This is a genomic window from Polynucleobacter sp. MWH-UH2A (assembly GCF_018687195.1).
Taxonomy (GTDB): domain Bacteria; phylum Pseudomonadota; class Gammaproteobacteria; order Burkholderiales; family Burkholderiaceae; genus Polynucleobacter.
The window spans coordinates 597,915-618,605 of the sequence record NZ_CP061321.1 but is presented as its reverse complement, the minus strand read 5'-3'; the positions used below and the strand labels follow the sequence as shown (position 1 = coordinate 618,605).

The following is a 20,691-nucleotide window of genomic DNA, read 5'->3' as shown; positions in this document are numbered from 1 at the left end:
GACATAATCCTTAACTTATGTTCAAACAAAAGGTTCTGGCTCTCACCCTACTTTGCAGTATTTTTTCCACGCCTTGGGCGGTGGAAGATGAGAACAAGTTTTCCGCCTACTTTCAGAACATATCCGGTGAATATTCTAGAGATCAAATTTTAGAATTCTGGGGATACCACGACTATCAAGGCAATCAAAACTATAGCGATACGATCAAGTTGCGTTATTACCATCCGCTAGATTTAGAACGATTTCGGGGAACGATGCGTTTAGATACCTCCTACGTTTCTTCTTATGGGCCAAGTTTCCCAGCCCAAAACTCTGGGCAATACAGCGCAGGTAATACGATGCTGACTTTTTGGGGAAATCATCCAGACTTACTTCCAGAAATTGGCGCTAATTTTGGCGCAAGACTTATTTTTCCGTTTGGCAACAATGGTCAATGGGCGATTGGCCCACAGGTTGGCGCTAGCTTTAAACCTGGCGAGAATAATCCTTTAAGGCTGGCAGATTTTTCTCCCTTGGCACGTTATATGTATGGGTTTGATACTAAAAATAATTCACTGCAAGTAAATCCGACTCAACCACCACTCGTGCGCAACCTACAGCTTTTTCCAACACTGGGGTTTCAGTTGACGCCAGAAACACAGCTAAGACTATGGGATGAAAATGGGGCTGTTTACAACTCTGCAGGTGGAGGTTGGTTTATACCGCTAGATGCCATGGTTACCCATCGAGTGACCAAGAATTTCTTATTCGCAATTGGTGCCAGCAAACAAGTAGTGCAGACCTATAGCCAATATGACTGGTCGGTTTACGGGAAGCTCTCTTTCAACTTCTGAGAAACATCTAAGCCTGGCATTACACCCATAGTTGTTTCATCTCAGGCAAATCTTGCATACCCCTCTCATAACCATACTTGATCGCGGGCGCCATAATTTTGGGATCCACAACGCTTAAGGTCTTTCTTCCTGGCAGCATTCCAATTACCACTAGTTTTACTTTAGTGCCACCCGCCTCTAGATCCCTTACCTCTTGAAGAATCGTATTCGGCAAGTGGTTTAAGCGCAGTCCCGCCTTTTCTTGTTCAAGCGTATCCGCCAAAGCAATCACTAATGCCCTTTTGGAGCCCGCCACAATATCGCAATGGGTTTCCGTTGGCCCAATACTGCCATCCATACAAACGCGATCTTTTACCCAAGTTGGTCCCGTTACCCCAGGTGCTGATGCGCTAGCAGCAACTGCTGTAGCTACCGGCACTCCCGAATCTGGTGCAATGACCAAGCGCTCTGCTGTATAGCAATCAATCGCAGTGATGTACATCTTTGGAGGAATTGCTTTCATATTCCCCAAAAATACTTTGATGTTTGTTTCAAACTTATCTTGAGGGATCGATTTAGCCGCCATAGCTGCATGGCCAATCGCTTGAATCGTAGCAGGACTACCATCCTTTGCATCGATTCCCATTTTCATTACGCGCTGCTGGCTGGAAGTAAATTTTTCAGTAGGTATAAACTTTGCCATAATCTTTGGATAGTCTGCCAACAAATTAAATTCTGCAGAGAATAAATCCAAGCGGCTACCCAATAAAGCACTTCCCAGAATTGCTCCGGCTGATGTTCCAACCACAATATCCGCTAAGCGTAAGTTAACGCCATTGCTGAGCATCGCATGAAAATAGCCCACTAAAAATGAGCTCATATATTCTGAGCCGCCACCCAACACAATCGCCCTATCTCTGCCTTTACCAGGCGCATTCTTATATGGGATGGGATGAGCTAAGCCATCATCCCAACTGGCAGTTGTCGCCTGAATCTTCTTGGCTTCAAGATTTTGCACTTCAGCAACTACTTTGCTAGTTGGCGTTGAAGCATTTCCTAAGGCCTGAGTGCTCGCGACTGCTGCAGCGCCCACTGCAGAGCTTTTTAGAAAATGACGGCGAGAAGATTGTGGCATAGGGACTCCATAAAGTAATATCCCTTTATAACATCTCATTGAAACTTATCTGCCAGTAATATTTAAACCACTAGATAAATCTAAAGACTTATTATTCTTTAAAACCGCGCCATTTTTGCCAAATTCATTGAGTGGCTAATAAGTGCCCTGTCTTTACAAAGATTGTGCAGCCTTCTTTGCTAAAGGGCTGGTGCAAACTCATATGCGCACTTCTAATCCATGTGCCTACCGGGTATCTTCCATGCTCATCCTCAAAGACGCCATCCAACACAAAGATTTCTTCTCCGCCGTAATGCTTATGTGGATTGAAGTAGGTTTCTGGCGCCCACCTTACTAAAGTTGATCCACTACCCTGTTGCATCAGTGGCATGACATTGAGACCGGGTACCATACCTTGATACCAAGGCGCGGATTTAGTGTCAATCACTTCTCTCAACACTTGATCAGCCCCTAAATGTCTTAGCTTTACAAAAAGCGTGCAACCGCTCTCACTAAATGGCGCATGAGAAGACCCTGGCGGATTCATGATGTAAGTACCAGCTGGATAGTCACCGGTTTCATCGCTAAATATCCCATCCAAAACTAAAATCTCCTCCCCATAATCATGAGTATGGGCTTGGAATCTTGATCCTGGCTGATAGCGAACGATTGAAGTCGCTCTAGCTACTTCATCGCCTTGGCGCTCAAGCATCCGTCTTTCTACTCCAGACTGCGGGCTTGGCACCCAAGGCAACTCATCAGAGTGGATCACCACTCGCTGGCTATAGTCAGAATGTATATTCATAAATTGAGGTCCTCGTTTATGGCAAAGGAATCGAAAGGATTGCCTTTAAGGTAGTTTGGTCTGCGTTATGACTAATACCTTTACCAATGCCAGCCTGAAAGGCGATGGGCTTGCCGTCGTAGTACACCATGGCATAAGCAACATTATTCATATTGGGATAAACAATTGGTTGAGATACTTGGTTCACATTGGTATAAAGCTCTCCACCTAATGCCCATTCTTGGCTCACGTTACGTGACACTCGAGTGGCAGTGGCAAATACAGGACCTTGATGAACTAGTGGCTGCGAGAGTGCTTGATCAAATATGGGATTGAATGCTAATAGCCATTCATCTATATGCTTACCAATAATAAAACGCAGTTCCCCGTTGTAACGTGATGGTTCATAAGGGTATGGTGTATCAGACACCTCAACGTTCACACCCGCAAAAAATGGATCGCCCTTCTCTTCTTGATACGGCAGCCATTTCAGGCGCGCCTTTACTCCAGCATAGTTAAAGGAATTATTGTTATTGGAGTAACTAAGATAAAAACCCGCCTCCAAGTCATGGCCTAGACCATAAGCCAATTCTGGGGTGACGCGAGTGTTATTGTTGTTGACTACCTCACCAGGATAGCCTTGCTGCTGATTGCCTCTTGGAGTTGTGTTGAGGTGCAGCTCAAGACTATATTCCCCCTTGGCATTGATTTCATCATCGTAGACCTGAATCTCATCCTGAAGATAAGCATGTGCGGCATTGGAATGAAATAATCCAGCCAAGGCTATACAGCAAAAAAACGTTAGTAAAACCCTATATTTCATACTTAGTAATGATGGTGAATATATTGATGTATCACAGTTCGTAATTCACTAAGCCACAAAGTGCCCGCTGTAAATCTAGAGAGCTATAGGAATACTAGTCAACCACAGTGCAATTCAAAGAGATTGAAACACCATCTTTTTTTGGCTTAATAGTGAGTACGCCGGTATGTCGATCCATGGATGCCTGACTAGCGCCCCGATCCCATGTAAATGTATTTTTGGTCACTTTTCCAATGCAGGTTTCTGAGTTAAACCCATCCAATACAGAAATAGGTAAATTGAGATTAGCCTCTGACCATAAAATCCTGATGCTTTCAGCCTTTACATATTCGTTTGAGCAAGAATAAGAAATATGTTTCGCTCCACTTAGTTTGACTGGGTTTTGAGAATTTGTGCCAGCATTAGCATACCCACCCAAAAGGGATAGAGCCAACATGACGAGGCCGAATAAAATTAGACACTTACTCTTCATACACCAATTTAACCTAAATTAATCTAAGCATGCATATGATCATTTGAGTGCATTCCAGCCTACAATGCACCTGAAAATTTTAGGACAACACTAAAATCTTTACCAGCTTAATTAAACACACTTATAAAGCAAACGAAGATTTTGAATTTTGCCAAACTGATACTCAGCAGCCTCCATCTCGGCATCATAATTTTCCTTATGAGTGTGCACAAATATATGCAATACCCTCTTGGCTTGATCGTGACCCTGTAGGGCCGCTAGAGACAAGAAATAAAACGCTTTTTTTAAATCTAAAGGCACAAACTCGCCCTTACCATAGAGCGAACCCAAGGTATAAGCACATTGACGACTTCCCTCCTCTGCGCCAATGGTAAGGTACTTAATACCAAGCTCTACGTTTCTCGGAACGCCCTGGTCCATACCAAGCCCTAGAGCGTAAATATTTCCTAAATTACAAAAAGCATCCTTAACCTCTTCTTTGACCGCCTTTTGATAATATTCAACAGCAACTTTATAACTTTGCGGCACTTTACCAAGACCGCGTTCATGCATCAAGCCAACATTAAATAAGGCGTAGCCGTTCCCCAGGCTGGTATGGCCATTTTGCAATTCATAAAACTTCTCCATCTGCTCAGCATTGAGATTGCCATCAAAGGTCATTTTCGTTAACAAAAATAGTGCATCGTCATTTTGATCATTAACTGCTGAATCAAATAAAATATCAAAGGCAACCTCATACTTACCTCTTTGCATATTTAATTGAGCTAAATCAATTGCACCGTAACCCATTAGCTATCCTTTAATATTTTTCCGAGTTAATTTTTACGAATATTCAGCAGTATAAAGAAATGTGTGACATTTACTGCACCGCTAAAGTGCATCAGCACCAGCTGACATCCTGATACCAGTAGTTAATCCGGCGATTGAGTCTAGCGCTTTGAATGGCTGATCTAGTACTCAAAAATTCATTTAAATTGAGCTTGGTTGGCTGATGTAGTTCGCAACCCACCCGAATACGAGAGGCCTCCGATGGGCTTGGTCTAACGTTTCTGATGATGAGATCAAATTTGGCGGTTTTTGCAGTTAATCGTTCTAATGAACAATTTGTCCATATGGTCCCAATTTTCATGTCCGTTGCCCCGAGGCGTAGATCCAACTGCAATCCATTATCAGAAACGTCAACAATATCGCCGATCATCTCCTTGCCAACAGCAAAAAAAATAAGCGCCTTAAACGCGCGGTCAGGTGGCGCCTTTACCCTAAAATCTTCTCGCCTCTGAATGAGTGACATCGTTTTGGGAATATCACAAGTCAACCCACCCGACTCGGCAGATCTGAGACCTGCGAGTGGAAATTGGAGTTTCCCTCCCTCAAGGCCAGCTACAAAATAACACAGCCCCCCAATAACAGTGCCAACACCATTTTTAACCGGCTCCTCCACCTTGAACTTAATACCAGCTTTAGAATCCAAGCTTTGCACGCTCACCGGAAAATTTCCCGAAGTTTTAACATTAAAGACTGCGGAAACCGGCCCCGGGGACAGCATTCGCTCTAGATTTTTAAAAATAAAGCGTGGGTCTAAGGAGAACTTCACGTCCATTTCTCCTAACTCTGGGGGGTATATTTCAAAGGCCATGATGATTATTTTACTGGGAGTATGATGACTTAAAAGTAAAGGTTAAATGAGCTGTAAATCCAGTAATTCGGCACCATACTGGGTTCATAAGTTGCAAAATCAGCGGTAAAAAATTGAAAAGAGGAAATAGGCAATGACTCCCGAAGAGCTCGAAAGACACTCAGACCTGATAAAGAAGGCCAAAATACTCAGCGTGGCCAGCGAACAATATTTCAAAGCTGCCCATGCGATTGAAGTCGGCGGCTCCGAAGAGGAGCGTTATCGCTTTATCAAATCAGCCAAAGAGTTGATCGAAGATGCCTTTCCGGAAATATTTCAAGTACGCCATCCAACACCTAAATATGTCATCAAAGAGGAAAATGATCACAAAGTACTTAAAACTATTGCAATTGTGGTCTTGATTCTTGGCGTCTTATATTCATTCGTAAAATTTGGCCCAACAGGCGATCTCAGTAAAACTTGGACGGCTGATGATATTCCTAAGGCGACGGCCTATCCAAAATAATTTGCATTTCCGATTGATTCAAATTTCAGATGCAACTTGGGCTTCGGCAAACTTCATCTCTAAGGCCAGTCTTTTAAATCCAGCTTTATCAGGATAAGTCTTTGATAGGTAATAAATTAATTCTCGATCCGTTTTGCCATGCTGATGCTCTTTGAGCAAAGACCTTAAAGCCCAAATAAGCTGTAAGGTATTGCGCTCATCCCTTAATAAGTTCGCCTTTTCTTCAGCATTTTCATCCAAGGCGTCAAGGTCAACCCCTTGTGCAAATGCAGCAAGTCTTGCAGGCATATCCCATTTGCGAATATGTCGCGCCCAAAACAGAAACCGCTTGAAATCGACCCGCATATTCTGAGCTGAGAAGTTTTGTATCCAAGCATGCTCAGTTAGCAAATCAAGCTTTACTCTAAATTCGTCATACAGACTATCAAAATTAGATCGGTCAAAATGAAGCTCACCCGCGGCGTCCCGAACAGGAAATTTGATTTGCTTAGGATTAATACCCTGCACTAAGGCAGCAGCCTGCCAAGTGTAGATATAAGGCTTGGAAAACCAAAAATCCCAGTCAATATCAACCATAAATGATCCTTGTGAATAATTTCAATTAATAATCTATCACCGATAGCTTACTATGGCTTATAAATTCAAGGCATTTCAACAGGCTTCTGTTAAATTAAACGCAAGTTCACTTTCATTTCTACATCGGCAAAAATCATGATCAAAAAATCACTAGCTCTACTGCTCTCTATTGAAATATTGGCATCCCCAAATGCATGGGCTGATTTATCGATCGCTGATTTTGAAAATAAAGGCAAGACTCAATCTACCAATACTTATCTTTTAGGCCTGAGCTCCGGTCTCAACGCTACAAATAAGGCGCTAATTGCAAAGAAACAGGTGCCCCTCTACTGCTACCCGCCTTATTTGAATTTGACTATCGCTGACTACCGGGAAATCATTTTTACCGGCATAAAAGAGTTGGACGATAACCCTGTCAAACCTAGCGTAGATGACATACTGTTGCAGAAACTAAGCAAGCTATACCCCTGCGGATACAACTAGCCCCACTAAATTTGGTCAGCTTTTTTATCCAACTGAGCGCCGCTGGCCTCAGCAGCCTCTTTCGCATATTGATCTGCTTTAGCCGAAAAATACCGCATTACATCCGCATCCAATACGCTAGCCTCTGAAGCTGAGCGATTGCCAACCGGGCTAGAGCCCAACAAGAAGTAAAACCCCATGACAACAGTCAATAAAGTCAAAACTACAGGCGCAATATAGCTTTTTAGATTCATACCACCTACCTGATAGCTGTCAGAGTAGATTCAACAATGTGAATCACACTAGGCAAGTTGTCGTTGGGATAGGCGCGCCTGCCAATCTGCGCCTGCCACAAAAGCCGATCCTTGACGAGGTCCTCGATATGTAACTCCACAAAAGACTCTGAAGTCTGCGGTAATTTGCCAGCCACCTCTTTTTGCCCCATATAACCTCCATCAAGATGAGAATTAACTCTTAGGACATCGTAGGGTGAGTTGAGGATATCTCAAAGAGAAAAACCCTTGTTTTGCAGGATTTCTTACCTGCTGAAATAGCGGTCTAAGCCATTGATTTACATGAAATTATTGATACAGTTTCAAACTAAAAACTTAGAAGAAATCATAGCAATCTATTAACCCCAGGAATAACAAGGGTGTAGATAAAAAAACTCAGCGTCACCTGAGAATGTTGCCCTAAGCTATTGATTCAAATATAAAATCAAGCTGCTAAACGGTCACAATATGAGCAAAAGTAAGGAAAAAGATCAGACTAATATCTAATCGATCTAAGTAAACAGGATCGCAGCCAGCTACTTTAGTAGCAAGCGACTCAAGGCACCCCGAGCTTCGGGAACCCCCAAATCCATCGCCAATTGCAGCAATTCCGTTGCTTTTTGCAAATCCCCAAGGTAACTTTTTACGACCCCGTAGTTGTATATCGCTTGCGGATTTTTATTATTTAACTCGCGCTCAAGTTCATGAAACAAAACCTCTAGTTGGGATTGATTGAGCTGACCATTCAAAGCCATCTTGCAGGGAGCAAGGAAAGTGCAGTCAATATTACCCACCTCAAGCGCCATAAAAGCCTCAAATGCCTGTGGATAAAGGCCCAGCTTAAGGTATTGTTCGGCCTGGTAAAAATCAGAGTTTTGCATCGACATATTGGGCCTATTTTAGACCGTTATCTGCTCCCAAGTACCACTCAACTTTGCGTGAAAGGGCTCATGATAGCGATAAAACTCGATATCTTTAAACTGGCTGTCTGTTTCTAATATCCGGTTTGATAACTCCGCAATATTTGACGGTTGCCAACTGAAATCAGGCTGCTCTACCCACGCCCGAATCCCCTCTTCCCGTTTAATGAAATGATCCATCGACCCAATCATTTTGGTGATATCGCCCCCATAGGTCACTATGACGCGCAGGTATTGCGGAGAGCCTACAAAAGCAAGTTGAATGACGATGTAGGGCAATGCAAATGCAAGGGCTTTATGCTTGCGTACATTTCGGAAATAGACCTGCTGAGTGATATCCCATTGCCTGTCGGTACTATTGAGGGAGTAGTCAAAAATCCAATTGCGACTATAGAAAAAAATACATTGCTGACCTACGATTTCGTCAGTTATTGTCCGCACATGAGTTTGCTCCCGCAATAAACGCAATTGCTCATAGGGCTGTAACTTATTGCCAGAAGATGTCTCTAATTCAGACGGGGTTGTCATTCACTTATTCTTGTTTTTTAAATTGCTCAACCACTACATCAGCTTTATCACCCAGATCTCGGCTAATGCGATACACGTAATTTTGATCATAAATAAAGAAGTATTTCTTCAGATAAGGGTCTGCAAATACGATTCGCTTGAAGTTACCTTCACTTAGGCCACTCAGTAATGCCATGGTCTTTTGGGATTCAGGTTTTAGTGAGGCACCAGGATCTTGCGCCCCTGAAATTCTGGCAATCAAGTCGGCCTTGGTTGTGGCCCCTTCGTAGAAAGCCAAACAACATTGCACAATACCTTTCGGCCTAACTCCCGCCCAAGAAAATTCCTCATCGCCAAACTTCATTAAGCTTGCAGTAACCAATAGTTTTTGCTTGCCGGCACTCTCTGGAACCCAAAGGCCAATCCATCTTTCGTTAATAGGCATTGCAACCAAAAGCTTGCCAACTTCTTTTGCTTCAGAGGTATTACTTACAGTATTTGCATCCTGACTCGCTATAGAGCCAGACACTACCTGATCGGAATTGGCTGTTTGAGAGAAAGGAGGGGTAGGCTCAATAACAGCAGATTGAGGAATATTACGAGCAGAGTGCGAGTTCGCATAAAACAGTCCACCTAGTACGATCACAAATAGAAGCGCACCTAAAATCAGAGTAACCTTGTTGCGCTTAGCATCGCTCCAGGCGGTATAGTCTGTAGATAAAGCTGATGATGGAGTTTGCGCGAATGGATTTCTGAGGCTCTCTGCAAAGCCATTTTGAGTTTCGAACTGTGGGCCTAAATCTTCCACGATGGGTACCGGCAGTTCAGGGCTTATAACCTCGGCAACCTGAACGCCAATTTGAGTTGGGCACTCAATAGCATGAGCAAATGCTAGAGCATCATCAACATTAGAGAATATTCTGTCACGCACTATTAATTGATCTAATACAAGATTTTTTTCAATCTTGTATTTACCAACCAGATACAACACATAGGAGTCATTGCCCAATTCTTTGCTACCAGAAAAAGGCAGGGATTTACGAGTATCTATCCTTATTGGCATAAAGAAAATACCTGCGGATAGAAAAATAAGTCCGAATAGCCACTGTAGTTGTTGCGTGCTTTGAGTCTGACTTGCAATGAAAGAAAATAAAACATCAAAGCTCAGCGATGCGCTTCCTGAGTGCGCGGATACAAGCAACAAAATACTGCCGCAGATAAGCGCAGTAATTTTTAATGCTACTTGTAGATCCCTAGATTGGGTAAGGGCATCTCGCATCAGCTTCCTTGTGAAGTAAAAAGCCCTGGCAGCCATAACCAGAGAGCTAGCATCTATATGATTGCTGCAATTTTAACCGCAAGCAGGCCAACTATTCGGTTCTAGAAGGTTTGGGCGCCACCTGACCCCCTGCCCGCTCATCTGCCACGTCATCCGAACCCTCGACAACCAAATTGTCGCTCTCGAGACCCTTCTCCTCACCTTCAGTGTTTGAGGAAGCTGCTATTACGTTCTGAGACGCCACTTTAGCGAAGGTATCGGTTGAGCTAAAGTTATCAAGCCATTTAAATTTCTCCAAAAACTCTTCCTTGGGCAAAAATTGAAGATTAGAGTTAGACAAGTTCTTGTACTCGACATAAGTAATCCCCAAAGCATTTGGGGGGAAAATCTGCCTTACAGCCACACGCGTGCCATTTTCATCTTCAAATATGTCGTGTCTTTGGGGTTCGCTCATTTTGGCCTTAACTTAGTTTTAGATCTGAGGGGGCCGGCTAGCGCCCAGCTTGATATGACCTCAAAAACATTTTCTATGGGCTTATCTTAAATGTCAATTCAAGCTTGCATAGCTTAATATTAAGTTTTGATAAGGGTCTGAATCCAGTCTAAATTATGTTTTTCGATCTGATTGCTCTTTGTATCGAGGTCTGCACTACTGTTTTAGTGGCGGCATGTCTTCTCCGTTTTTATTTGCATTTCTTAAAAATCAATTTTGCACCTACTTCTGGCAATCCATTTAGCCAGTTTCTGCACCCACTCACCGACTGGTTTATTCGCCCTCTCGGAAAAATCATTCCCTTTGGCGCGCGCATCGATATCAACTCTTTACTTGCAAGCTACTTACTCATATTAGCCAAAATATCTTTTCTGCAAGCTTTTTCAAGATGGTCATACCCTGATTCACAAATTCTCATCATTGCACTGTTTGATCTTTTTGACCTAGCGCTATCGGGCTTAATTGGCTTATTACTAGTTTATGTATTTTTCAGCTGGACTAATACTTACTCTGCCACACAAGAACTATTCCATCAGATGCTTGAACCGCTTTTGAAGCCTTTGAGAAAAATAAGTCCAAAAATTTCTGGGGTTGATTTTTCAGCACTCATTTTGATGCTACTCATTCAAATGAGTAAAGTCATTCTAGGGCATATACAAATAGCCATACTAAACAGCCTTTAAAACTTATTCTGTGGTTTTGCGCAAGAAACCAGGAATAAAACGTTCCCCGATTGTTCTGGTGGCAGGGGCATCTGGAACAGGAGTTAGATTATTGTCGGGATTTGCTCCGGTCAAAGCGGCGCCACCATAAAAACCAAGATTTTTAGCGCGCTTACGGTAATCATCTAACACGCTAACTTTTTTTGCAATCTCACGATTAACGGACTGCCCATTAATGGATAGGGTTTTCCTGATCTCACGGCGCTCATCAACTTTATGCGCAATATATTTACCAAACATGCAAAAATTATCCGCAACTGCCTTATCAGGGCAGACGCAAAAGAAATCTTCATAAACATAACTATCAACTTCTGGCATGCGATGTATTGGCGGGGCAATAAAGCAATTTGCTAAAAAATCTAAATTGGTAAATGTGCCAATCGAGGCATAACCCGGATCTACTCTGCTGGGAACAACAATCAAACTTTGTTTACTTGCAGCTAGACGGGCCATTCTCTTTTGTACGTACTCCAATATGAAGATTTCGGTACTCGCCATCTCAAACTTAGCGCTAGAGCTTGGGACCAGCACAACATCAAAGTCAGACATAAAATCTTCCGACATTGCTGGGGTCCATGTAAAGTCGCAAATACTGATATCTACCCCAGATGAATATTTACGAACTCCAGCTCGAGCGCTAAGCAATGCCATACCGGCACTTTGGTAATTAACTTCTACCTGACTTATTCGAACCCCGACATCGGGAGCCTTTTTGGTCCAACGAGAAGAGGAGGCTTGCTTATCAAAATCAATTAAGGCAATCTGCATGCCTTCTTGCATTGCAAAATAAGCAGCCAAATTTGCTGCGATAGTGCTTTTACCAACGCCACCCTTTTGATTGGTGACAAGTATTTTGATCGGTTCCTTAGGCGTCATATTTTCCCCGAGCGAAAAATTAACCATCAGAATGATCATCGAGCAATAAATCCTGCTCGGTGATCTTTGATAACAAGCCGCTTAGGCGAGCTCCTTGCTCAATACCAATTTGGGCATAAATAATGTCCCCATGAACATCTGCCCCACTATGCAACTCCACCCTCTCAGTTGCGCGAACATTACCTTCAACTCGCCCCGCCACCAAAACTCGTCCGGCCGATATATTGCCCTGCACTAAACCGGTCTTACCAAGCGCCACACAGACATCAGCACCCTGTTTAGTAACAACATCACCAATAATGGTGCCATCAATACGCAAGCTCTTGGTCGCAACAATTCGACCAGAAATCTCTAAATCAGATCCAATAATCGAACCAAAAGTTTCCCTAGAGGGATCTAAAACTCGAATCGCATGACTTTGTCTAATGGCCATGTGGGTTGAGCATTAGCTTTTGATAAATTTTCCAGCCACTTTACCGCCGCGCTGAATATGAATGTATTTGTAACTGATATTGCCATCCACGTAAGCAAGCGGACCAACATTGAGATCCTCGCAGTTAACATCGCCCTTGAGTTGGCCTTTGATAACCAACTGCTCTGAATTGAGCTCGCCATCAACCTGTCCACTAGAGTCTATCAAAACAGACTTAGCGGTAATTTTGCCGCGTACTGTACCAGCAATATTTAAAACGCCATCTGAGGTAATAGTGCCCTCAAAAGTAAAGCCCTCGCTGATGATTGAAGGCTTGCTTAATACGCTTGACCGAGCCGGAGACTCTAGTCTTGTTACTTGCTCAGGGGAGCTCGCACTGGAAACCACTTCTTCAGGTGCGACATATTCTTGAACAACTTCTTCGTTGCTAGCGCTTGACTCATTTTCTGTAGCGGGAGTATTTTTGGAAAATATAGACATCGTTATGTATTAGGTAATTATTAGGTATTAGGCAATCAAATTAAAAATTTAAGAATGGGGGTTGAGATTATGCAAATCACCGTGGAGATGACCGCCCTTCTCAATTTCAATTTCAGAGTAATTAATAGAGCCAGTTACCTTACCTGTAGAGCGAATGATTAAGCTGCGAGATGATGAAACGTACTCATTCACTTCGCCACGAATATCAATTGATTCACCAGTGAGCTTGCCACGCACAGTGCCGGTTGCTTCGATTAAAACTTGTTTAGCGGTGAGTTCACCTTCAACTGTTCCAGAAATTGACGCGATATCAGGCACCTCAAAGTTACCCTTCAGAACTACGCCCTCACCCACAAATAGGCAACCTTGTTGATTCACTTCAGCCATACTTAGCACTCCTTAGCGCACAATGTCATTTATAAAGATTTAGGCAATTCTATCAGCTGATCTTTGTTTTTGGGCTTTAAAATGCACAAATTAACAACAAAACACTGCATGAGCCATGCGCCTAAAAATACCGCCCTTTTTCAAAAATTTAATCCTAGTTGGATTAACGGCAATTTTGCTCAATCCCCTTAGCCCCAGTCATGCCAAATGGGTATTTATATCCAACGATAATGTCGGCAATGCCTATTACTATGAGGATAGTAAGACAGTAAGCGACCCCGCGAATGAGCAAGTAAGTACCTGGCAGCTCATTAGCTATGCGGAATCACTGGGTGCGCCCAACGGCGAGCCCACCCAATCAGTTATTCAAGATATCTCCTATTACTGCCGGGTCGGCTATGAGAGCTACAAACAGTTCTATATTGGTTACTATTCAGGCCCCGAGGGCTCAGGCGTTAGCGTAGATCAAGCGGATACCTCAAACTCCAACTGGGAGAGGGTAATTCCTGACACCATGAGCTATGTGCTTTACAAGTTTTTTTGCAGGCCGCCCAATATTCCAAGCTAATTCCAGCAAAAATCAAAGGCTCTACTGCTTAACCTCGGGGTCAGCCTCTGACTTACCAGATTCAGCCGGTTTGGTGAAATAACTCATTGGGAAGGTGGATTCCGAACCATAAGGACCCTTAATCCATATCTGATCGTTATAACGCACATAACAACTTCGAGTCACTGTACCCACAGCATTAACCGAGTAGGAAAAATACCAATTAGGCTCAACCCTTCCCGACTCTGAAGTGCAAGGTTCAGAAGTAATGTACAAAACCTCGCTTAATGCGGGCATTTGGCCGATGATAGCGGCTTTAGCAGGCAGCGCCAGCGCCAACAGCAGATACCAAAGAAGCGAAAAAAGAGGGTTACACCCCCCCAAAAGAGGTTTTAATTTGTTCACAGGCTTATATTAAGGCTAAAATCACATTCGAAGTAGCGATTATAGGTCCTTTAGGGGCCTTCAATTTACTAAATTAATTTATATAAATCAGTCACTTATACTCACTAAATGCAATTATTTTGGGTATCAGGCTCTACTGGAGCCATTAAGCAAATCAATATCACCAAAGAGCGTCTTACACGCCTTGCAGTGATTATTGGGACATCTTTTCTAATCCTTGGGATATTGATCTTTTCAACCGGCATTCATATTGCTCTGGAGGTTAGCCCGGACTTTGCCAGAGAAGTCAGCGGTGTTGTAACAGTCAAAGAGCGCATGGCGCTTGATAATAAGTACACAAAACAACTCAAGGCGATTCAAGACCAGCTTGCAAAAGCCTCAATGCAATTTAATGAGCTTAAGTCCATCAAAGACCGTTATCTTGCCATCTCAACCCCCTACACCATCAAAAGTAAATTTACTGAAAGTCTCAGCGTCGGTGGACCACTAAAGCCATTGAGCTTTAAGTTCGAGCCCACCAAAACCCTGGTGGAAAATTTTGAGGAATCCGTCTCCAAGTCCACTGAAATGGCTGAGATCTTTGAAAAATCTGAACCTGAGTGGGAAAAACAGTACGCATGGCTACGCACCCTCCCAATTGGACCACCCATTGATGCACGTTTGGGCATGACCAGTAACTTTGGGGTTCGTGTTGACCCTTTTACAAAACAATTAGCTCAACATTCTGGAATTGACTTTGTTACACCAGCGGGCACTCCGATTGTGGCAACGGGTGATGGCACCGTCATCAAGGCTGGTTTAGATCCAGCTTATGGAAACTTTATTGAAATTGCTCATGGCGATGGCTTTATCTCGAAGTATGCTCACAACAGTAAGTTGTTCGTAAAGCCTGGCCAAACAATTACCCGCGGTCAACTAATTGCGAACTCCGGCTCCACCGGACGATCAACTGGCCCGCATTTACATTATGAAATCCATCAACATAACAGCTACCTAAACCCAGCCAAAATTTTAGTGTACGCACCACCATCCGCTTACTGGTAAAAACCGCCTAGGTTTAACTCTTTTGCTTTTGCGCGCTCTCTAACAGAAGCTTAAATAACGCACTTTGTAATGGCGTAGCGTTATTTGGATCGCCAAAGTATTTTACTAACTCATCATTGCTACTCACACTCATAATTTGCTGCAGTTTTGAGATGGTGATCTTGAGCTGTTCAGCAGCTACGGCTGGATGAGTAGATAAAAATGCCAGATCTAGCTCATGCGATACGCCATGATTACCACTAGAATCAGCATGCTCGACACCCATCTGCACCTTAGCTTTTTCAAGCAAGCGATCCAACTCGCTTTTGGATAAATGCAATCGCTTGGCTTCAGCCTCGATGAGCTCTTGCTCTTCTGCAGAGATCACACCATCCTCTAGCATGTGATAGAGCTCATTCATCATCATTTCACGCTCAATACGCAGTTGATCACTCAAAGCAGATGACAAAATTGCAGCCGGAATAGCAAAAATACCAATGCCCAACAGAGCCAGCACGATCGTCATTGCACGTCCTGCGGGGGTGATTGGTGAGATATCACCATAGCCCACGCTGGCCAGCGTTACAACTGCCCAGTAAATTGACTGCGGAATATTTTCAAACTTATCAGGCTGCGCTTCGTGCTCAAACAAATAACCTAAGCAAGCGGCCAACATCACCAGCAAAATCATGATGAAAGCAGAAGCCTTCATTACCGGCCACTCGCGCTTGATCACCACAAATAAAGACTGGGTTGCGCCTGAGTAACGCGCCAACTTGAGAAGACGCATCAATCTAAAGACTCGCAAGAAACGCAAGTCAAATAAATGATGCAAGAGACTCTCTAAATAAAATGGAAGAATTGCCAGCAAATCAATAATACTAGTTGGGGTGGTGGCATTTTTAAGACGGCCCATGAGCCATGATTGGTATCTAGGATCCTCAGGGCAACTGTAAATGCGCATTAAATATTCGGTTGAAAATACTGCTACCGCCATAATGTCAAGAATCACAAATTCAGAGTGCAAATAGTAATTAATGCTGTGCACCGACTCTAGAATGACGCATAACACAGAGATGATCACCCAAACTACGATCATGAAATCAAATAAGTGATGAAGCTCACCGCTTGTTGGAGTCTCATTCACTAAAGCATAAATTTTGTAGCGAAACGATTTGTCTTTATTCTGCTCCAGAAAATCCTGCGCCGCTGGCGCTACCGCTCTAAATAACTTAAACAAACGCAAGAGACGTAACGCCCTTAGAACGCGGAGATCAGCATCAAAGAAGGCGCCAAGGTAGAACGGCAATATCGAGACCAAATCGATTAAAGCAAAGGGGCTTTTAAAAAAAGCGAAGCGCGGAACTTTTGCGGAGCTAAAAGCAGGATCTTCAGGTGCAACGTATAAACGTAACGCATACTCTGCCGTAAAGACACCTAGAGAAAAAACATCAAAAAGGTGAAACAGGTGCTGACGGGATTCATAAATTACCGGAATGTGCTCAAGCACCAAACCTGCCATATTGAGCACGATCATATAGGTGATGAAGTGCTCAAACTGATTATGAAAATTACTCTTTAGCTGGGCATTAAACAGTAAGTCATACACCCGCTTACGCACGCGCAGATTCAAAGTAGAGGCCAAGGGAATTTTGATACTCATAATTTAAACTCCCCGATCTTGACCAGGTAATAACCTGTGTCACAAAGACTTAAGCGAACATTTTGGCCACTTACGAGCTTTTCATGTAGTTCCATTGGCCCAACTACTGGAGGCCCAGCAGGGTTCATCGTCAATTTTTCAAATATGAAAGCACCACTAGTTCCTAATTCATGCTTGTCACATTTGCTCGCAAAAGCAGGATCTTCAGGATTCAGAAGATTGGTGTATTCGTGAAACGGGCCGTCAGCGGCAAATAAAGAGCCAATGCAATCATTCCAAGTATTTGGTTTGGCGCCCTCAGGACTTGCCGCACCTTCTTGCGCAGGGACGCAAGACTGTTGCTCCACAGGTTTGTTTTCCTGAAGTTTTTGATTAAAGCCCTCAAACCACGCAATAATCTGCTCGCCGCTAGTCTGAGAGTAACCGATCTTGAGCGCCTTTTGGTGATCGGCAACACCGAGGTAAGCGACCAGCAATAAATTTGCGAATAGCACCCACAAGAATAAAAAATCGGAATATCGCATTCCCCGGAATATTCCATAACTTTTTTTGCTCAAACCCACCTCCCAGAACCCATCAATTGTTAACGGCTATCATGCCGCTTTTAATTGCTGTATCTTTTAATTGCTGTATATTTGAATCACTACATTGCATTTATTCTTTTGGAATCGTCTATGTTTATTCAAACAGTTATTCAACACCTTCTAGGGAAGAGAAAAAAAGCGGCAAAAATAGCAAAGCCAACCGCTGAAAAAGACTTATCCCCAATGGCTCAGAGAATAATGCAAAAGCTTGCGGAGCATGAAAAAAATACTGCTCTTGATTCAAAAAAAGACAGTGCATCAGAAAATAAAGGCAATAAATAGGTAAATGGGGTGCGATAAACCCTTAATGGGGGTTTTAGTCTATTTTGATCTTTTTAAACTTGCCCAATAGTTCCAGGCTAGCTAAAATTTTATTGGCCATGGAGCCAGCTAAATTGCCTTTAGCCAACTCATAGAGTACTTGATCGGCCCTCTCATGCTCGGGCGCACCCAGTAAAGCCTTGAATACCTGAGCCTCACTGATGCTGATACTCAATTGCAATGGGGTTAAATTGATGTTCACACTACCGCCCTTGATCCCAAAACGCACTTGAGCAATTTCAATTAATTCTAGTTCCTGTTTTTCTTGAAGTTCTGCCAAGCTAGGAAAATCATTGATAGCACTCGGTTGCCGCTTCTTGTTTTTTGTATACACCAGATCATCCACATTAACCCCTCTGTCGCATTGGCGACTGCGCTAATTTCGATAGCCTATAACAACTTGGTAATTCTTTGGTAGGCGCTGATACGCCTATCAGCACTCATCGGAATCGCGTCAAGCGGATTGGGACTACTTACTTTTACCTCTAGATTCACAGAGGGCTCAGACTGAGTCACCTTTAAATCTTGAGGGGCGGGATGAGACCTACTAACTGCGGCCCTGGGGATCGTGGTTTGACGCTCGTGGATAGTACCCCCACTCTTTTGGGAAGAGGTACTTAAGTACTGAGACTGGAGATTTAATTTATCCAATAGACGCCACAGAAAGAGGTTAATTTATTAGCATATTAACAAATATATCCATAAGGCAAGGGTAAAAAGAATAAGAGCGGGTTACTCTCTGGGGTCGATTCCGATACGGGCATCTGCTGGGGTATGATTATCAGAGTACAAGCCATTAAGACGTATTCAACTTGCTTTCGCCCAACCCTGTCGAGACTGCCACGATGATACTTAAAACCTGGATTAACCTCATTTTTGTCACTGGATTAGCGCTTTCCCTCATAGCCTGTGGGAATAAAGAAGAACAGGCAAAAACAGAGATATGGCTGCCGGATACCAAGGTAGTCAAAATGCCCATGGATGACTATGCCGGGATTCCATTCAATACCACCCGCGAAGAAGCAAAAGAAAAATTTAATTGCACAGCCTATGAACTGTCATTTAGTTGCAAAGTGAAAGTAGATGATAAAGAAGAGGCAATTTGGCTCATCTATAACGAAGCTGGGCGTCTTGTTTTGATGAAAAAAGAATTGGGCTACTACAACAAGCAAATTGCGGACACGATTATTGAGCGCTTCACCATTAAGTATGGTCTTGATTACACCCCATCAGAAGGTCAAGAGAGTGCGTTTGCTGCAGGCATTCGCAAATCCAAGACCTATGTATTCGGTGGGGGTCAAGTTGCCTTTCAGATTGGGCGTAGCTTAAATAACCGCAACGAACTCATGCTGGTTTACTACTTCCCAGAAGATGTCGGAACAACTTTTGCCAAAAGCGTCATGAATTAAAGTAGTGGCCTATTAGGTCTTAATTGCTCTGGAATGAAATTAACTTCGGGTATTTCTCCCTGGACGCCACCAGACTCTTTTACCTCATACGCCCAAGCCAATATTTTGGCGATCGCCTCAAAAAGCGACATAGGTATAGCCTCACCAATCTCAAGCTGACTGTATAGATAACGTGCCAGCGGGGGTACTTGAGCAACCGGTACATCGTGCTCTTTAGCAATCTCCTGAATACGCAGTGCAACCAAGTCCATTCCCTTTGCGACCACAATAGGCGCAGCCATTTTTTCAATATCGTAACGTAGTGCTACAGAGTAGTGATCTGGGTTGGCCAAGACTACATCGGCCCGCTCAATGGCGGCCATCATCCGGGATGAGGCGATTTGACGTTGTCGTTGACGTAAACGTTGCTTAATCTCAGGCGAGCCCTCGGACTCCTTCATCTCCTGCTTCATTTCTTCCGGACTCATCCGAATTTGCTTGCGAAAGTTAAACCACTGCAACCAACCATCCCCAACAGCAATCAATAACAAAGGAAGCATCAATAATAAAAAACCATTTAGGATGAAATAAGAGGTGTGCAAGAGAGCAGCATCAAAATCCTGACTCACAATTGATCTGATATAAACAAATAGCCCTGATAAATAAGCCATTCCTATGCCCAAAACCAAAGTGGTTTTCAGGATATTTTTAATAAGCTCCGTTAGGGCGTTTAGCGAAATCATTCTGCCCAGTCCAGATATAAAGTCCAAACGACCCATATCAAATTTAGGTGCAAAATAAGCGCGAAAATTGACTAAAGATAAGGGGGCAAAAACGGCGACCAACCAAATAGGCAGGAAAATTAAACTCAATAAAAGCAAAACCACCAGAAATGCGCCTCCGAGCCACTCCTGAATATGATCCAATAGCTCTATTGGCTTGGAAAATATAAAGCTGGATTTGGTCATCAAAACTAACTGCTGCAAAAGAAGAGGGCCTGCAGCAATCAAAAAGATAATAAAAACTGTCAGAAGAGCGAAAGTGGCTATGTCTCTCGACTGCGGAAGTTGACCCTGCTCACGGGCGCGCAATATTCGCCGTTCACTCGGCTCCAGTTCCCGTTCTTGAGCATTATCTCCGCCTTCAGCCAAACCCTACCTCTTTAAGCAAACTTTAGAAGAGAATAAACGATTTACAGCCAAAAGCT

Annotated in this window: 30 protein-coding genes; 8 read left to right on the top strand and 22 right to left on the bottom strand. The window is 43.3% G+C overall.

The window, feature by feature from the left end:
* Positions 1 to 17: 17 nt before the first annotated feature.
* Complete coding sequence (locus tag IC571_RS03380; RefSeq protein ID WP_251373497.1) at positions 18 to 833, top strand: hypothetical protein; 816 nt, start codon at positions 18 to 20, stop codon at positions 831 to 833.
* A gap of 19 nt (positions 834 to 852) precedes the next feature.
* Here the strand turns inward: IC571_RS03380 and IC571_RS03375 are convergent, their stop codons facing one another.
* From IC571_RS03375 to IC571_RS03350, 6 genes are all read right to left on the bottom strand, one after another.
* On the bottom strand, positions 853 to 1,947 hold the full coding sequence (locus IC571_RS03375) for a patatin-like phospholipase family protein (RefSeq protein ID WP_215317424.1): 1,095 nt from the start codon (positions 1,945 to 1,947) through the stop codon (positions 853 to 855).
* Positions 1,948 to 2,071: 124 nt separating this feature from the next.
* Positions 2,072 to 2,731 carry a cupin domain-containing protein gene (locus IC571_RS03370; RefSeq protein WP_215317423.1) on the bottom strand — a complete coding sequence of 220 codons (660 nt, stop codon included), beginning with the start codon at positions 2,729 to 2,731 and terminating at the stop codon, positions 2,072 to 2,074.
* Between the two features lie 16 nt (positions 2,732 to 2,747).
* Positions 2,748 to 3,533 (bottom strand): hypothetical protein, encoded by a 786-nt coding sequence (locus IC571_RS03365; protein WP_215317422.1) that lies wholly within the window; start codon positions 3,531 to 3,533, stop codon positions 2,748 to 2,750.
* A gap of 94 nt (positions 3,534 to 3,627) precedes the next feature.
* The gene (locus IC571_RS03360; RefSeq protein ID WP_215317421.1) at positions 3,628 to 3,969 is read right to left on the bottom strand and encodes a hypothetical protein; all 342 of its coding nucleotides are present in this window, start codon (positions 3,967 to 3,969) and stop codon (positions 3,628 to 3,630) included.
* A gap of 147 nt (positions 3,970 to 4,116) precedes the next feature.
* On the bottom strand, positions 4,117 to 4,794 hold the full coding sequence (locus tag IC571_RS03355; RefSeq protein ID WP_215317420.1) for a tetratricopeptide repeat protein: 678 nt from the start codon (positions 4,792 to 4,794) through the stop codon (positions 4,117 to 4,119).
* A 91-nt stretch (positions 4,795 to 4,885) separates the two neighbouring features.
* Positions 4,886 to 5,641, bottom strand: coding sequence for a flagellar brake protein (locus IC571_RS03350; RefSeq protein ID WP_215317419.1), 756 nt, complete (start codon positions 5,639 to 5,641; stop codon positions 4,886 to 4,888).
* Positions 5,642 to 5,774: 133 nt separating this feature from the next.
* Between IC571_RS03350 and IC571_RS03345 the strand changes: the two genes are divergently transcribed.
* Positions 5,775 to 6,146, top strand: a complete 372-nt coding sequence (locus IC571_RS03345; RefSeq protein ID WP_215317418.1) for a hypothetical protein — start codon at positions 5,775 to 5,777, stop codon at positions 6,144 to 6,146.
* A gap of 18 nt (positions 6,147 to 6,164) precedes the next feature.
* Here IC571_RS03345 and IC571_RS03340 read toward each other — a convergent pair whose 3' ends face one another.
* Positions 6,165 to 6,722: a hypothetical protein gene (locus tag IC571_RS03340; protein WP_215317417.1), complete on the bottom strand. Its 558-nt coding sequence runs from the start codon at positions 6,720 to 6,722 to the stop codon at positions 6,165 to 6,167.
* A 135-nt stretch (positions 6,723 to 6,857) separates the two neighbouring features.
* Between IC571_RS03340 and IC571_RS03335 the strand changes: the two genes are divergently transcribed.
* Positions 6,858 to 7,205 carry a hypothetical protein gene (locus IC571_RS03335; protein WP_215317416.1) on the top strand — a complete coding sequence of 116 codons (348 nt, stop codon included), beginning with the start codon at positions 6,858 to 6,860 and terminating at the stop codon, positions 7,203 to 7,205.
* 5 nt (positions 7,206 to 7,210) lie between these two features.
* Here the strand turns inward: IC571_RS03335 and IC571_RS03330 are convergent, their stop codons facing one another.
* The 6 genes from IC571_RS03330 to IC571_RS03305 form a co-directional block, all read right to left on the bottom strand.
* Complete coding sequence (locus IC571_RS03330) at positions 7,211 to 7,438, bottom strand: hypothetical protein (RefSeq protein WP_215317415.1); 228 nt, start codon at positions 7,436 to 7,438, stop codon at positions 7,211 to 7,213.
* Positions 7,439 to 7,443: 5 nt separating this feature from the next.
* Positions 7,444 to 7,629 (bottom strand): hypothetical protein, encoded by a 186-nt coding sequence (locus tag IC571_RS03325; protein WP_215317414.1) that lies wholly within the window; start codon positions 7,627 to 7,629, stop codon positions 7,444 to 7,446.
* Positions 7,630 to 7,992: 363 nt separating this feature from the next.
* On the bottom strand, positions 7,993 to 8,343 hold the full coding sequence (locus IC571_RS03320; protein WP_215317413.1) for a hypothetical protein: 351 nt from the start codon (positions 8,341 to 8,343) through the stop codon (positions 7,993 to 7,995).
* 12 nt (positions 8,344 to 8,355) lie between these two features.
* Positions 8,356 to 8,904, bottom strand: a complete 549-nt coding sequence (locus IC571_RS03315; protein ID WP_215317412.1) for a hypothetical protein — start codon at positions 8,902 to 8,904, stop codon at positions 8,356 to 8,358.
* A gap of 4 nt (positions 8,905 to 8,908) precedes the next feature.
* Positions 8,909 to 10,162 carry a hypothetical protein gene (locus tag IC571_RS03310; protein WP_215317411.1) on the bottom strand — a complete coding sequence of 418 codons (1,254 nt, stop codon included), beginning with the start codon at positions 10,160 to 10,162 and terminating at the stop codon, positions 8,909 to 8,911.
* A gap of 91 nt (positions 10,163 to 10,253) precedes the next feature.
* Positions 10,254 to 10,616 (bottom strand): hypothetical protein, encoded by a 363-nt coding sequence (locus IC571_RS03305; protein ID WP_215317410.1) that lies wholly within the window; start codon positions 10,614 to 10,616, stop codon positions 10,254 to 10,256.
* A 155-nt stretch (positions 10,617 to 10,771) separates the two neighbouring features.
* Here IC571_RS03305 and IC571_RS03300 point away from each other — a divergent pair, with 155 nt between their 5' ends.
* Positions 10,772 to 11,338, top strand: coding sequence for a YggT family protein (locus tag IC571_RS03300; protein ID WP_215317409.1), 567 nt, complete (start codon positions 10,772 to 10,774; stop codon positions 11,336 to 11,338).
* A 3-nt stretch (positions 11,339 to 11,341) separates the two neighbouring features.
* Here the strand turns inward: IC571_RS03300 and IC571_RS03295 are convergent, their stop codons facing one another.
* From IC571_RS03295 to IC571_RS03280, 4 genes are read right to left on the bottom strand one after another with little or no spacing between them, the layout of a single operon-like run.
* Positions 11,342 to 12,253 carry a ParA family protein gene (locus IC571_RS03295; RefSeq protein ID WP_215317408.1) on the bottom strand — a complete coding sequence of 304 codons (912 nt, stop codon included), beginning with the start codon at positions 12,251 to 12,253 and terminating at the stop codon, positions 11,342 to 11,344.
* A 19-nt stretch (positions 12,254 to 12,272) separates the two neighbouring features.
* On the bottom strand, positions 12,273 to 12,686 hold the full coding sequence (locus IC571_RS03290; RefSeq protein WP_215317407.1) for a polymer-forming cytoskeletal protein: 414 nt from the start codon (positions 12,684 to 12,686) through the stop codon (positions 12,273 to 12,275).
* A gap of 12 nt (positions 12,687 to 12,698) precedes the next feature.
* Positions 12,699 to 13,166, bottom strand: coding sequence for a polymer-forming cytoskeletal protein (locus IC571_RS03285; RefSeq protein ID WP_215317406.1), 468 nt, complete (start codon positions 13,164 to 13,166; stop codon positions 12,699 to 12,701).
* Between the two features lie 48 nt (positions 13,167 to 13,214).
* Complete coding sequence (locus tag IC571_RS03280) at positions 13,215 to 13,553, bottom strand: polymer-forming cytoskeletal protein (protein WP_215317405.1); 339 nt, start codon at positions 13,551 to 13,553, stop codon at positions 13,215 to 13,217.
* 115 nt (positions 13,554 to 13,668) lie between these two features.
* On the opposite strand from IC571_RS03280, the gene IC571_RS03275 reads away from it, so the two are divergent.
* Positions 13,669 to 14,121, top strand: a complete 453-nt coding sequence (locus tag IC571_RS03275) for a surface-adhesin E family protein (RefSeq protein WP_215317404.1) — start codon at positions 13,669 to 13,671, stop codon at positions 14,119 to 14,121.
* A gap of 21 nt (positions 14,122 to 14,142) precedes the next feature.
* Here IC571_RS03275 and IC571_RS03270 read toward each other — a convergent pair whose 3' ends face one another.
* Positions 14,143 to 14,397: a hypothetical protein gene (locus IC571_RS03270; protein ID WP_215317403.1), complete on the bottom strand. Its 255-nt coding sequence runs from the start codon at positions 14,395 to 14,397 to the stop codon at positions 14,143 to 14,145.
* 216 nt (positions 14,398 to 14,613) lie between these two features.
* On the opposite strand from IC571_RS03270, the gene IC571_RS03265 reads away from it, so the two are divergent.
* A complete protein-coding gene (locus IC571_RS03265) occupies positions 14,614 to 15,549 on the top strand; it encodes a M23 family metallopeptidase (protein ID WP_215317402.1) in 936 nt (311 codons plus the stop codon).
* Between the two features lie 13 nt (positions 15,550 to 15,562).
* Here the strand turns inward: IC571_RS03265 and IC571_RS03260 are convergent, their stop codons facing one another.
* Positions 15,563 to 17,191: an ion transporter gene (locus IC571_RS03260; protein WP_215317401.1), complete on the bottom strand. Its 1,629-nt coding sequence runs from the start codon at positions 17,189 to 17,191 to the stop codon at positions 15,563 to 15,565.
* On the bottom strand, positions 17,188 to 17,748 hold the full coding sequence (locus IC571_RS03255; RefSeq protein WP_215317400.1) for a hypothetical protein: 561 nt from the start codon (positions 17,746 to 17,748) through the stop codon (positions 17,188 to 17,190). Before IC571_RS03255 ends, IC571_RS03260 begins: the two co-directional genes overlap by 4 nt.
* Positions 17,749 to 17,865: 117 nt before the next feature.
* Here IC571_RS03255 and IC571_RS03250 point away from each other — a divergent pair, with 117 nt between their 5' ends.
* The gene (locus IC571_RS03250) at positions 17,866 to 18,057 is read left to right on the top strand and encodes a hypothetical protein (RefSeq protein ID WP_215317399.1); all 192 of its coding nucleotides are present in this window, start codon (positions 17,866 to 17,868) and stop codon (positions 18,055 to 18,057) included.
* 34 nt (positions 18,058 to 18,091) lie between these two features.
* Here IC571_RS03250 and IC571_RS03245 read toward each other — a convergent pair whose 3' ends face one another.
* On the bottom strand, positions 18,092 to 18,442 hold the full coding sequence (locus IC571_RS03245; protein ID WP_215317398.1) for a hypothetical protein: 351 nt from the start codon (positions 18,440 to 18,442) through the stop codon (positions 18,092 to 18,094).
* Between the two features lie 499 nt (positions 18,443 to 18,941).
* Here IC571_RS03245 and IC571_RS03240 point away from each other — a divergent pair, with 499 nt between their 5' ends.
* A complete protein-coding gene (locus IC571_RS03240) occupies positions 18,942 to 19,505 on the top strand; it encodes a hypothetical protein (protein WP_215317397.1) in 564 nt (187 codons plus the stop codon).
* On the opposite strand, the gene IC571_RS03235 is transcribed toward IC571_RS03240, so the two are convergent.
* On the bottom strand, positions 19,502 to 20,635 hold the full coding sequence (locus tag IC571_RS03235; protein WP_215317396.1) for a flagellar biosynthesis protein FlhB: 1,134 nt from the start codon (positions 20,633 to 20,635) through the stop codon (positions 19,502 to 19,504). The genes IC571_RS03240 and IC571_RS03235 overlap by 4 nt on opposite strands.
* Positions 20,636 to 20,691 lie beyond the last annotated feature (56 nt).